Origin of the sequence: Paraburkholderia sp. JHI2823 (genome assembly GCF_038900695.1) — a bacterium.
Classification (GTDB): Bacteria; Pseudomonadota; Gammaproteobacteria; order Burkholderiales; family Burkholderiaceae; genus Paraburkholderia; species Paraburkholderia mimosarum.
The window spans coordinates 322,915-335,009 of the sequence record NZ_JAYMRY010000003.1; the positions used below are offsets into that span (position 1 = coordinate 322,915).

The 12,095-nt window shown below is 64.5% G+C and carries 15 protein-coding genes; 7 read left to right on the forward strand and 8 right to left on the reverse strand.

What is annotated here, in order from left to right:
- Positions 1-117: 117 nt before the first annotated feature.
- The 3 genes from VSR34_RS05840 to VSR34_RS05850 form a co-directional block, all read right to left on the reverse strand.
- Positions 118-627, reverse strand: a complete 510-nt coding sequence (locus VSR34_RS05840; RefSeq protein ID WP_028232075.1) for a CinA family protein — start codon at positions 625-627, stop codon at positions 118-120.
- Positions 628-656: 29 nt separating this feature from the next.
- The gene (gene nadE, locus VSR34_RS05845) at positions 657-1,526 is read right to left on the reverse strand and encodes an ammonia-dependent NAD(+) synthetase (RefSeq protein WP_342962080.1); all 870 of its coding nucleotides are present in this window, start codon (positions 1,524-1,526) and stop codon (positions 657-659) included.
- Positions 1,527-1,609: 83 nt separating this feature from the next.
- Positions 1,610-1,939 (reverse strand): DUF2934 domain-containing protein, encoded by a 330-nt coding sequence (locus VSR34_RS05850; protein ID WP_238327620.1) that lies wholly within the window; start codon positions 1,937-1,939, stop codon positions 1,610-1,612.
- Between the two features lie 136 nt (positions 1,940-2,075).
- On the opposite strand from VSR34_RS05850, the gene VSR34_RS05855 reads away from it, so the two are divergent.
- The gene (locus tag VSR34_RS05855) at positions 2,076-3,245 is read left to right on the forward strand and encodes a zinc-dependent alcohol dehydrogenase (protein WP_342962081.1); all 1,170 of its coding nucleotides are present in this window, start codon (positions 2,076-2,078) and stop codon (positions 3,243-3,245) included.
- A 99-nt stretch (positions 3,246-3,344) separates the two neighbouring features.
- On the opposite strand, the gene VSR34_RS05860 is transcribed toward VSR34_RS05855, so the two are convergent.
- Positions 3,345-4,583: a DNA topoisomerase IB gene (locus VSR34_RS05860; RefSeq protein WP_342962119.1), complete on the reverse strand. Its 1,239-nt coding sequence runs from the start codon at positions 4,581-4,583 to the stop codon at positions 3,345-3,347.
- 180 nt (positions 4,584-4,763) lie between these two features.
- The gene (locus tag VSR34_RS05865) at positions 4,764-5,120 is read right to left on the reverse strand and encodes a response regulator (protein WP_028210175.1); all 357 of its coding nucleotides are present in this window, start codon (positions 5,118-5,120) and stop codon (positions 4,764-4,766) included.
- A 176-nt stretch (positions 5,121-5,296) separates the two neighbouring features.
- Between VSR34_RS05865 and VSR34_RS05870 the strand changes: the two genes are divergently transcribed.
- The 6 genes from VSR34_RS05870 to VSR34_RS05895 all read left to right on the forward strand — a co-directional run bounded on the left by VSR34_RS05870 (position 5,297) and on the right by VSR34_RS05895 (position 10,574).
- Positions 5,297-5,770, forward strand: a complete 474-nt coding sequence (locus VSR34_RS05870; protein ID WP_042290741.1) for a PRC-barrel domain-containing protein — start codon at positions 5,297-5,299, stop codon at positions 5,768-5,770.
- Positions 5,771-5,903: 133 nt separating this feature from the next.
- The gene (locus tag VSR34_RS05875; protein WP_342962082.1) at positions 5,904-6,821 is read left to right on the forward strand and encodes a YihY/virulence factor BrkB family protein; all 918 of its coding nucleotides are present in this window, start codon (positions 5,904-5,906) and stop codon (positions 6,819-6,821) included.
- Between the two features lie 297 nt (positions 6,822-7,118).
- Complete coding sequence (locus VSR34_RS05880) at positions 7,119-7,604, forward strand: YetF domain-containing protein (protein ID WP_028210174.1); 486 nt, start codon at positions 7,119-7,121, stop codon at positions 7,602-7,604.
- Between the two features lie 63 nt (positions 7,605-7,667).
- Complete coding sequence (locus tag VSR34_RS05885; RefSeq protein ID WP_028210173.1) at positions 7,668-8,963, forward strand: divalent metal cation transporter; 1,296 nt, start codon at positions 7,668-7,670, stop codon at positions 8,961-8,963.
- A 236-nt stretch (positions 8,964-9,199) separates the two neighbouring features.
- The gene (locus tag VSR34_RS05890) at positions 9,200-10,204 is read left to right on the forward strand and encodes a chemotaxis protein CheB (RefSeq protein WP_028210172.1); all 1,005 of its coding nucleotides are present in this window, start codon (positions 9,200-9,202) and stop codon (positions 10,202-10,204) included.
- Positions 10,205-10,295: 91 nt separating this feature from the next.
- Entirely contained in the window at positions 10,296-10,574 is a 279-nt protein-coding gene (locus VSR34_RS05895; protein WP_051390737.1) for a hypothetical protein, read from the forward strand.
- Positions 10,575-10,710: 136 nt separating this feature from the next.
- On the opposite strand, the gene VSR34_RS05900 is transcribed toward VSR34_RS05895, so the two are convergent.
- The 3 genes from VSR34_RS05900 to VSR34_RS05910 are packed head-to-tail and all read right to left on the reverse strand — an operon-like array spanning position 10,711 to position 12,085.
- Positions 10,711-11,049: a hypothetical protein gene (locus tag VSR34_RS05900; RefSeq protein ID WP_036017978.1), complete on the reverse strand. Its 339-nt coding sequence runs from the start codon at positions 11,047-11,049 to the stop codon at positions 10,711-10,713.
- Between the two features lie 59 nt (positions 11,050-11,108).
- A complete protein-coding gene (locus VSR34_RS05905) occupies positions 11,109-11,534 on the reverse strand; it encodes a hypothetical protein (protein ID WP_036017975.1) in 426 nt (141 codons plus the stop codon).
- Between the two features lie 14 nt (positions 11,535-11,548).
- On the reverse strand, positions 11,549-12,085 hold the full coding sequence (locus VSR34_RS05910) for a tautomerase family protein (protein WP_342962083.1): 537 nt from the start codon (positions 12,083-12,085) through the stop codon (positions 11,549-11,551).
- Positions 12,086-12,095 lie beyond the last annotated feature (10 nt).

Below are 12,095 nucleotides of genomic sequence, written 5' to 3' on the forward strand. Positions count from 1 at the left end.
CTCGCGCTCCGGCGTCCGCTCGTCGCTGCCATCCTTACCGGACGAGTGGACAGCCGCATAGCGCAACGCACATTCCCAAGGAGGGAATCGCAGCGATCCGTGGCGCGGAGGTGAGGCTCACTCACGGTGCACGTCAAGCAGCTTGAAGTAATGCTCGATGCGCGAGAGCGCGTATTGCGCTGCAGCCTCGCGGATCTCATTGCGTGAGCCGGAAAAACGTTGGGTGTCGGAGAAGGTCACGCACCGCCCGTCCTTCGAACGCCAGGACCAGGCGAAGCACTGGGTGCCGGCCGGCGGCCCCTGTCCGTCGCCTACGCTATCCGCAACGCCGGTGTTGGACACGGCCATATCCGCGGTGCATCCCTGCGCCGCCAGCGCGCCCTCGGCCATTTCGCGCGCGACCTCTTCACTCGTGAGTCCGTACCGCTCCATCGTTTCCTCGCGCACGCCGAGGAAGCCGCCTTTTCCGCTGGGCGAATAAGCAACGAATCCGACGTCGAGGCATGCACCGCACCCCGGCACGGAAGCCAGCGCGGATGCGATCAATCCGCCCGTGCATGACTCGGCGGTCGCCAGCTTGCGATCCGCCGAGGTCAAAAGCGCAACGACATCGTGTTCGATACCCATGGCTCGTCTCCCTGTTCCTCGGCACTGGCTCAGCCCGGCGTCACGACGCTCACGGGCAAGGCCCGCTTGTGACGCGTCGCTGTGTAGAACCGCCGGATCGTCGCAAGCACCTCCGCGGACACCGGCTTGCCCTCCAGGAAGTCGTCGATGTCGTCGTAGCGGATGCCGTAGCTGTCTTCGTCCGGTTTCTGCGGGGTGAGCGTTTCGAGATCCGCAGTCGCGGCTTTGTTGACCAGCCGCTCATCGGCGCCGAGCGCCCTTGCGAGCGCGCGCACCCGCCGCTTGTTCAAGCCCGAGAGCGGGAGGATGTCGGCGCCGCCGTCGCCGAACTTCGTGAAAAAGCCCATCACCGATTCGGCCGCGTGATCGGTTCCGATCACGATTCCGCGCCGCGCGCCGGCGATGGCGTACTGCGCGATCATGCGCTGGCGCGCCTTGATGTTGCCCAGCACGAAGTCTTCGTGGAAGTCGTCGGTGAACTGGGCGCCGGCCGCCTTGAGCGACGCAAGCATCGCGTCGGCGGCAGGTCGGATATCGACGGTCAACGTCTCGTCGGGGCGAATGAACCGCAGCGCTTGCCGGGCGTCTTCTTCGTCGCGCTGCTCGCCGTAGGGGAGCCGGACGGCGAGGAAGTGGGCTTCCCTTCCCTGCCCGCGCAACTGTTCGACGGCCAACTGCGCCAGCCGCCCCGCCGCGCTGGAATCGACCCCGCCGCTGATGCCGAGCACATAGGTATTGAGCGAGTTCGCCGCGAGGTAGTCAGCCAGAAAACGAACGCGGCTGGCGCATTCCGAGCCGGCGTCGAAGCCGGGCTCGACGCCCAGTTCGGCGATCACCGACCGTTGCCACTCGCGCGTGGCCTCGTCGCCCACCTCTCGATCTTGCGTGCTGTCTTTCATGGCCCGTTTCCGCTCCTATCCAGTGATTGTGGGCGCGCGCCCATTCGGTCCGGGACATCATCCGCCTCGGACATCCTCAGGCGCTATTTGACACCCCCTTGCTCGCCGCCTTGCGATTCCCGATCCGAAATTTCCTCTTTGGCACGATGCCAGTATTCGTCGGTGTGGCTCTCCGGTGAGCCGGCCTCCTCCCACAACTCGTAAGCGCGTCGCCGGATGCGCGCCTCTTGTTCGCTGTCGCCGTCTGACGGGTCCGGGCTCGTCGCGCCGGCGCTCTCGATCGGTTCTTCCTCCGCCGCAAACCGCTCGGCAGCCTCATCGCCCATGGATTCGGACTTGCCGGCTGCGTTCTTCGTGTCACTCGCCTTCTTCGCCATTTCAACCTCCGTTGCAGTGGTCACGTCGCCCAGCAAGGCGCATTCCTCGCAAACGGACTGCGAAGAGGCATCACCTACGTGTTCGCCCCATTGGGAGGCGCGTGCCGGGAATGGTCGATGCGCCAGCGCCGGCGAAGCGCGCGTGCGCTTCGACCAGAAAGGAGAACCTGCGATGCGAGCTCTACGTTGGCATGGAAAACACGACGTGCGTTGCGACACCGTTCCGGATCCCGTGATCGAAGACGGACGCGACGCCATCGTGAAGGTGTCCACCTGTGCGATATGCGGATCCGACCTGCACCTCTTCGACGGGTTGATGCCGACCATGGAGCACGGCGATATCCTCGGACACGAGTTCATGGGCGAAGTCGTCGAAGTCGGTCGCGAAACGCGGAATCTGAAACCAGGCGATCGCGTGGTCGTGCCGTTTACGATCGTCTGCGGCGAATGCGATCAATGCATGCGCGGAAATTTTTCGGTATGCGAACGAAGCAACCGTAACCGTGAAAAGGCCGAAAAGGTCTTCGGCCATACCACGGCGGGGCTTTTCGGCTATTCGCATCTCACGGGCGGTTATGCGGGCGGGCAAGCGGAATATGTGCGGGTGCCATTCGCCGAGCGCACGCACATCAAGGTTCCCGATGGACTTTCCGACGAACGGCTGCTATTTCTGAGCGACATCTTGCCCACCGGCTGGCAGGCCGCCGTTCAGTGCGAGATTCAACCCACCGATACGGTCGCGATCTGGGGCGCGGGCCCCGTGGGTCAAATGGCCGTGCGCAGCGCCGTCATGCTCGGCGCAAAGCAGGTCATCGTGATCGACCGCGTGCCCGAGCGCCTCGTCATGGCGAGCGGCGGCGGCGCCATACCCATCAACTTCGACGAGGAAAGCGTACTTGATCGCCTGAAGGAACTGACGAACGGGAAAGGGCCGGAAAAGTGCATCGATGCGGTGGGAATGGAATCGCACGTGTCGCGCTCGCTCGATTCCATGTATGACCGCGTGAAGCAGGCCGTCATGCTCGAAACGGATCGTCCGCACGTGCTGCGCGAGATGATCTACGTCTGCCGGCCAGCGGGGACGCTATCGATTCCGGGCGTCTACGGCGGCGTGCTCGACAAGATTCCGTTCGGCGCCGCAATGAACAAGGGGCTCACGTTCCGCATGGGACAGACGCACGTGAACCGCTGGACCTCCGACCTCTTGCGGCGCATAGAGGAAGGCCAGATCGATCCGTCGTTCGTCATCACGCATACCGTTCCCCTTGAAGAAGGGCCGGCGATGTACAAGACGTTCCGTGAAAAAGCGGACGGTTGCATCAAGGTCGTGCTCAAACCATGACTCTGGAGGTCCAGGCACCGGGCCGGGATGCGCGCGCGGGGCCGGACGATGGCGCCGCAGCGCGCAGTCGGCCGCCCGATCAGCCACTCAGTGAGCCGCTCATCCAGCCGCGAGCGCGCTGGCGCATCGCGCACGCGACGGCTTCTTTGCAGCGGCTGCCGCTTTCGGCGAGGGCGCAGGCGCTTGCGACGGCGCCGTCCGGCCCCGCACCTTCGAACCGGCGGCGCGGGCTTTACGGCTCGATTCGGCCAGCAGGCGGGTAAGGCGCGGGTCGCTCGATGGTGCGCCCTTGCCACGCGCCGCCTCGCGCGCGCGCCGCTTCGCGTCTCGCTGCAGGAAGATGAGCAGCGCGGCCTCGTCGACCTTGAGCCCGCGCCGGCGCGTTTCGGAAAGCGTTCCCGCCAGTTCGCCCGCCTCGAACGCCTCGATGACAGCGGGATGCACATAGCACTTCCGGCAAACGGCCGGCGTGTTGCGCAGCAGTTGGGCGACGTCCCGGATCGTGCCGACGACGTGCTTGTGCGCCTCGGTCACCGTTTCCCATTGCAGCTTTCTGAGCGCCGCCAGCGCGAAAACGCTGCCCGCCCATGTGCGGTAGTCCTTCGCCGTAAAATCTGCACCGGTTACCTCGCGCAGATACTCGTTGATGTCCGATGAGCCGACCGAGTGGCGCACGCCGTCTGCATCGAGATACTGGAAAAGATCCTGGCCCGGCAGGTCCATGCAACGCTTCACGATCCGCGCGACGTGCGCATCGGTCACGGCGACGTCGTGTTCGATGCCGCTCTTGCCGCGAAACTTCAGACGCAGCGTACCGGCGGAGATCTTCAGATGCCGTTTGCGCAGTGTCGTCAAGCCATACGAGCGGTTCTCGCGCGCGTATTCCTCGCTGCCCACGCGGATCAGTGTCGTATCGAGCAAGCGCACGACCGTGGCCAGCACCTTGTTGCGGGGCATGCCGTCGAGCGCGAGGTCGCGCTTCACCTGCGCGCGCAGCTTCGGCAGCACCGCGCCGAAGGCCAGCATCCGTTCGTACTTGGTGGCGTCACGCGTTTCCCGCCACTGCGGGTGATAACGATATTGCTTGCGACCGCGCGCGTCGCGACCCGTCGCCTGGACGTGCCCTCGCGGATCGGGGCAGATCCAGACGTCGGTGTAGGCGGGTGGGATGGCCAGCGAAGCGATGCGTCGAATGTGCCCTTCGTCGTCGATTCGCTTGCCCTCTGTGTCGAAGTAGGCAAAGGCGCCGTTCGTCCGCTTTCGCGTGAAGCCGGGACGCGAGTCGTCGACATAGCGAAGGCTCGCCGGAAGTTCGCCTGCGCCAGTTTGCCGGATGATGGGGCGCGCGGCGGAACCCGAACCCGCACCGCGCAGGCCGCCGCTTTCGGCATGCTTTTGCTTTGTTGCCACTGATGGCCTCCATCCGTTGCACCATACCTTGCGCGAAGCGGGCAGCAATCGGCATGCCTCTCGTGCGTAGGGCGAACGCCGGCTGGAGGCGCTGCGGACAAGCTCGAATCACGGTCGGTGCACTGCCAACCGCGTGACAAGCTCGAGAAGCTGCGAAGCAGCGAATGGCTTGCGCAGGCACGCGCTCACTGCCGTAGCCGAACGAGCCGTTGCAACGGCGGAAACGAGCACGACGGGCAAGCCCGACAGTGCCGGGTCGGAAGCAATTGCGCGCGCGAGTTGCAAGCCGTCCATGACCGGCATCATGTAGTCCGTCACCACGAGATCGATCGCTTGTGCCTTCGCCTGACGAAGCCCCTCTGCCCCGTTCCTCGCACGGACGGCCGTGTGTCCCCCTGATTCCAGTAGCGCCGCCGTCGCTTCCATGAGTTGCGAGTCGTCGTCCACGATCAGCACTTTTGCCACGTTTGTCCTCCCCCATCCAGCGCGGTGTCCCGATGCGCCGATTCGAACCGCTTCCACTGCTCATGAACCCAGCACGCCGAATGCCCGTACCAGCGGGTTTGTCCCGAGAGGGTTTCGACTTCGCGGCACGAGAAATGCGCTAAGCCGTCGCCTGCTAACCACCAGGAGGAAGCGAAATGGCAAACCTCAATCCTCAAGCGCCCGGCTCGGGCGCGAAAATCACCGGCGGCGGCATCGGAGAAGGTCCGGGACCGGAAGTCATGGCCGCTGCCACGCTCGACGGCAACAAGGTCATTACTGCGGATGGCGAGCATGTCGGAAAAATCTCCGACATCATGCTCGACGTGCGCAGTGGACGGGTCGCGTATGCCGTCCTTTCCGAGGGCGGTTTTCTCGGCATGGGTAACACGCTCCATGCGATCCCCTGGAACGCACTGACGCTGGACACCGCGGAGAAGTGCTTCCGGGTCGACATTCCCGCGCAGCGCATCAAGGACGACCCGGGTTTCGACAAGGATCACTGGCCTTCGATGGCCGATGTCACCTGGGGCACCCAGTTGCACGAGTACTACAACCGCCGTCCGTACTGGATGGCAACCGAGCCGTCTGAGTACGGGTCCGTCTCTCCGCAAAGACCGACGGATATCTAGGCCCACGCAGCGCCGGGCGCTGCAACGCCAGCCACGGTAAAACGGAGTACCGGTTCGCCGGTACTCTCTTTATCGTGCTCTGTCGCGGCCCGATCAGCCCCGCGTCAAGGCGGGGCATCTGGAGCGCCATGCGATGCGCGGACGCCGCCTCCTTCACATCGAGCGCGTCTGGACCAGCCTTCGCCTCTGCTGGTCCACCACGCTGGAAGCCGTCAAGCGGTTCGGCAATGACCGCTGCGCGACGCTCGCGGCCAGCGTCGGGTTCTTCTCGGCTTTCTCGCTCGCCCCCACGTTGCTGATCGTGCTCGCCATCGCGGGATGGGTGTTCGGCAAGGACGCGGCGCGCGGCCAACTCTTCGGACAGATCCACAATCTCATGGGAAACGATGCGGCGGCGGCGATGCAGGCGATCGTCGAGCACGCACATCGCTCGGGCCAGGGCGGCGTCGCCACCACGCTTTCCGTCGTGCTGCTCGCCGTGGGCGCCTCCGCCACGTTCACCTCGCTGAACACCGCGCTGAACGTCGTTTTCGACGAACTCGCGCTCAAGAATCGCAGCAGCGTGACGATGCTCATCCGGGCGCGCCTCATGTCGCTGGGCATGGTCATGGGTGTGGGGTTCCTGCTCGTCGTATCGCTCGTGCTCGACGCGGCGCTGGAATGGCTCGGCGATCATCTGTTCGGCGATTCTCCCCTCGCCGTCATCGCTCAACTCGCGCACACGGCAGTTGCGCTCGTCGTGCTGGCCGCCGCGTTCGCGTCGCTGATGAAATTCATGCCCGACGCCCACGTGCCGCTCAGACACGCGCTATGGGGAGGCACCGTGGCCGCGGTGTTGTTCAGCGTCGGCCGGCATCTCTTCGGGCTCTACCTCGCGCGCGCCGGCACGGCCAACGAGTTCGGCGCCGCGGGTTCGCTCGCAGTCCTCATGATGTGGCTGTTCTTTTCGGCGGCCACGTTCCTTTTCGGGGCTGAAGTGGCTGCGTCGATAGACCGCGGCGCGCGTCGGCGCGGCAAGCCGGACGCGTATGTTCCGGCCCACGCCCCGTGAGCGTCACTGCACTTTCCACCCGCGCCTGCGGGCGTGCAGGCCGTCCGCCAGCGCCTGAATTGGCAAACCCGGAAAACCCGGGCGCCTCCAGGCGGCTGAGCCAAGCCGCCGCAAAAGACACGCTCGCTAGTCTAGCCGCGCAAAGGCATGCCGCGCGCAGCGCGCGAACCTGATAGCGCACGCCCATGGGCACGGCAATTGCGTTTCCGGTCGCACGGTTCCAGGAGACACCGCAAATCCGTCCCGGGCACAAGAGAGGTTGGCAGACAGATCGCCAAGCTCGAAGGGGGAACGCAGATGAACATGGTCATAACCATTTTCGGCCAGGGGCGTGATCTCGATCCGCTGCAAATGATCGCGCGCACCGTCGCCGTGTTTTTCGTGGCACTCCTCCTCATTCGCATATCGGGCCGCCGGTCTTTCGGACAGCGCTCGCCGTTCGACTACGTCGTCGCCATCCTGCTAGGGGCGACCTTGAGCCGGGCGATCGTGGGGGCGTCCCCTGCAGTCGCCACCCTCGCCGCGTCCCTTGTCATGGTCCTCCTTCATCGCGCGCTCGGATGGCTCTGCGTTCGCTCGAGAGCGCTGGAATCATGGGTGGTCGGCGTCGAACGCGAACTCTATCGCGATGGCGTCTTCAACCGCGAACAGATGTCTGCCGCGCTCACTACCGAGTCGGACATCATGGAAGCCGCACGCCTGGAACTCAACGCGCCCGACCTGGACGGCGTGCGCTCCGCGATTCTCGAGCGCAACGGCCAGGTGAGCCTGGTCCGGAAGTGAAGGCCCTCCCGGTACGGCGCTTGCGTGGACAGACTCAGCGTTACGACACCGCAAGGCAAAGGCATGACGGACGAAAAGAGTCTCGAACCAGAATCCGCGGTTGCCGACCGTACCGAACGATCGTGGATTTCGCGGCTCGGGCCGGGTCTCGTCACCGGAGCGGCCGACGACGATCCCAGCGGCATCGGCACGTACTCGCAGGCCGGCGCCCAATTCGGCTTCGCGCTGTTGTGGACGCTCCTGCTCACCTACCCGCTCATGGTCGCCATCCAGATGACCAGCGCGCGAATCGGTCGAGTCAGCGGCAAGGGCCTTGCCTCCAACATGCGTGAGTTCGGGCCGAAATGGCTGGTCATCGTGCTCGTTCTGCTGCTCGCCGTTGCCAACACGATCAACATCGCGGCGGACCTCGCCGCCATGGGCGCGGCGATTCATCTGCTCGTGCCCGGTCCCCAGCTGCTGTACGTCACCGTCATCGGAGCCGCGTCCGCGGCGCTGCAAATCTCGGTGCCGTACGAGAATTACGCGCGCATCCTCAAATGGATGACGCTGGTGCTTTTTTCCTATGTTGCGGTGGCGTTCATCGTTCCCATCGACTGGCGGGAAGTCGCCGTATCGCTCGTGTGGCCGCGCGTGCAATTTTCGTCCGATTATCTAACCATGGTCGTTGCCGTCCTGGGCACCACGATCAGCCCTTATCTGTTCTTCTGGCAGGCGTCCCAGGAGGTCGAGGAACTCAGGGCGAACGCCACGGACCGCGGGCTTCGCTGGGTCTCGTCGTTCAGGGCGTACCGGCAGCTCAACCGGATCACTGCCGATACCTGGATCGGCATGGGCTTTTCCAACGCCGTCGCCTTCTTCATCATGCTGAGCGCGGCAGCCACGCTCCACGCGCACCATGTGACGATCCAGACCTCCGCAGACGCGGCAAGGGCGCTCGAACCGATCGCCGGCCATCTGGCGGCTTACGTGTTTGCCGCGGGCATTGTCGGCACCGGCCTGCTCGCCCTTCCCGTCCTCGCAGGCTCGGCGGCATACGGGGCCGCCGGTGCGTTTCGCTGGCGCAGCAGCCTCTCTCTGCACATGACGCTTGCGCGCGAGTTCTATTCCGTGATTGCCGTCGCGATCATCGGGGGCACGGCCATTACGTTTCTTCATCTCGACCCGGTGAAAGCGCTCTACTGGAGCGCCGTCATCAACGGCCTTGCTGCCGTGCCCGTCATGATCGTCGTCATGCTGATGGGGAGCAGTCCCCGTGTGATGGGCAAGTTTGCAATCACCGGAGTCCTGCGTGCAGGAGGATGGCTCGCGACAGCCCTGATGGCGTTTGCCGCGGTAGCCATGTTCGTTTCCAGCTAGCGCTCGTCATCGGCGGCGGGCCGGATGGAGTCTCGATTCCTCTCCACTGAGTCGGGACTCGTCGCGCGTGTCGATCGGGGCGTGCTACCCGTTCGGTGCTGCGCTTCGTCTGTCCGACCGGGTCCGTTTTTTGCGCACATCTGATGTACCTGGCGGATTCGTTCTTCCGGGCGCTCTCGCGCCGCCTCGCACGGTCGACGCGAAGGTCCGATTCCATCCTTTTGCAAGGCGGACGAATGAACACCGCAGGCTCCGGCACAGGCCGGATCGTGGTAATCGGCGCGTCATCGGGAGGGCTGGCGGCATTGCGAGCCGTCCTCCAGGCCTTGCCGAACGAGCTGGATGCGCCCGTACTGGTCGTCATGCACATCGGCAAGCACAGAAGTCTGCTTCCCGAGTTGCTTGCGCCTTATTCCTCCCTGCCCGTCGCGCACGCCGGGCACGATGCGCCACTTCAGCGCGGCCAGATCTTTGTCGCGCCACCAGATAGACATATGATGGTTCAGGACGGGCGCATACGGCTCACCACGGGGCCCAGGGAAAACTTCACGCGTCCGGCGATCGATCCGTTGTTCCGCTCGGCAGCCATCGAGTTCGGGGCGCGGGCCATTGCGGTAGTCCTGACCGGTCACCTCGACGACGGCGCTGCGGGAGCCGTCGCAATCCATGCATGCGGAGGCGCGGTCATCGTGCAGGATCCAGCCGACTGCGTCGCGCCCTCGATGCCACTCAGTACCTTGCGAGCGGTTCCGAAGTCCCGGGTGGCCCAACTGGACCAAGTGGGCGATGCGATCGTGCGGGCCGTGCAGACTCCCGTGAAAGGAGGCCACATGAAAACCGACAAGCAGCGATTCGAGATCGAGACGCGGATCGGGCTCACCGGCGTCTCCACTCCCGCGGATCTCGACAGGATCGGCGAGCGCAGCACCTTGACCTGCCCGGAGTGCGGCGGTGTGCTGTGGCGAGTGGGCTCCGATGCCCCGCTTCGCTTCAGATGCCACACGGGCCATGCGTTTTCCAGCGAGACGCTGGACGGCGCGCAAAAATCCGAGCTCGAAGACGCGCTCTGGACGGGCGTGCGCAAGGCGGCGGAGCGCGCTGCGCTTGCGCGCGACAAGGCCGAGAGCGCCGCTGCAAAAGGAGACAACGAGTCAGCCGACGAAGCGCGGAACGAACATGCCAGGCTCGAAACCCTTGGAGAAACGCTGCGCTCGCTCGCGCTTCAGGCCGCTACTGAGTGAGAAAACGACCGCTCGGTCGCGCATGCCGGACAACCGTGCACGAGCGCCGTGCGCCGCCGTATCTTCGAATGAGGCGTCCTTGGAGCAAACAATGTATTTAGTCGGTGACTACTTTGTCGAGTGCCTCACGAACCACATACCGCGTGACGGATGGGCGGGAGCGGCGCGCATCACCAGGCGGGATGACTGGAAAAAACCGGCGGAAGTCCCGAAGGCGCTGTTCGTTGGACTCCCGGACTGCCCGACGAAACGAGAGGCCGAGCAGGCCGCGATTCGATGGGCGCGCGAACGCGTGCTCAAACACAGGGACATCATCGAGAAAGCGCTCGAAGACGGTTGCTTCAACGGCGCTGCCGAAGGCCGTGATTAGTCCCTGCCTGGATGCCGAAGCCTCGACGCTCACGGATTCGCCCGAGCCGCCACCTCAGTGCGAATGAGACATGCCCTCGGGGACCGTGAACGTCACCGTCTGCCTGCACGAAGTGCATCGCGGTCGGCGAACTCATCTACTGGGGCGACGGGGCATTCAGAAGCTTGCTCAACGGCTTCAATGGGCCGATCGGCAGGAGCGAGAACGTCATCAAGTGCGCCTTTCCCAACGGAAGCGCCTCGAGCATTTCATGCGCTTGAGCGACATCCGTGACGTTCAGGATGAACACCACGCCGGCCCTGTCTTGCAGCGAATACCACTGATCGATCCTGCCCTCGAGATAGCGTTGCGCCGTCTCCCGAACTTCGTCCCGAAGCAGGTGTTGGACGAGTTGCATGTCCGTGCCCGGAGCAAAGGTGCCAATCGCCAATATCTTCGTGGTTGGCGTGGCGGGCATAGTCGTGACTTGTGCCATGGAAACTCCTGTAGAAGCGATCAGCACAGCGGCTGTCGTCAAGTCAAGAAGCAGGCGTTTCATCGTTCGAGCGCCGCGGCTTCCGGTCCCGTCAGATAGCGATCGCGAAAGCGCTCGTCGACGAGCTCTCCCATCCGTTTCGAGAACAGCAGCGCTGCCTCGAGCGGGCGATGATTGATGACCACCGAATCCGTCTCGCCCTGTTCGTTCAGATGCGCGATGAGCACGGTTTCGATCGGCACGCCCTGGATCTGCGAACGATAGGACTCCAGATATAAACCGTTGCCGATTTCGCCCTTGTAGCTGTGATGCTGGAATTCGTAGAGCGAGGCCGCGTGTTTGATCACGGAAAGAATATCGGCGCGGCCCTCGATCGGACGCTTCAGGACGGTGGCTTCGAGCGTCGCGTTTTCGGCAAGCCTCGCCAGCCACAGCGGCGGACCGCCAACGGGCCCGAGCACGGGGGCTGTGTCGTTGAATTTCATGTCGGGTGCTCCTTTCAGGGTTTGCTCGTCGTGCCCGCGCGGGAGGCATCGAGCGTGGCTTCGAGGATGATGCGCGCCTTTTCGAGTCGGCGACGCGCGAGGCGTTCGGCGCCCGCACCGCGCTCGGACTCGCCCGCCAGCAGCGCATGAATATCGGGCAGCGTCCAGATCGCGCCGCGCGTCCCCCAGGCGCCTTCCGGTATCTCGGTCGGGAAGACCCAGACGCGCGGCGCGACGTCGTCGAACGCGCGGCCCTCCGCGCGCGCCACGGCTTCAGTAACGGCTCTAACGAGCGCGCGACGTGATTCGTCGGTGTATTGGCCTTCAGGTACGGACGGAATGATCCGGTAGCGCATGGTGTTCGTACGCTCGCCGCCGATATAGATCGCAGCAGGCCGATGAAGATGAAACACGGTCACACGCTGCGCGATCGGATTGGCGGGATCGTACCCTTCCGCCTTGATGAGGATGTCGGTCAGTTCCTTGACGAGACGCGCTTCGCCCTCGGGCGTCAAGGCGTCTTCGGGCCACAGTGCATCGATCATCGGCATGATGCGGCTC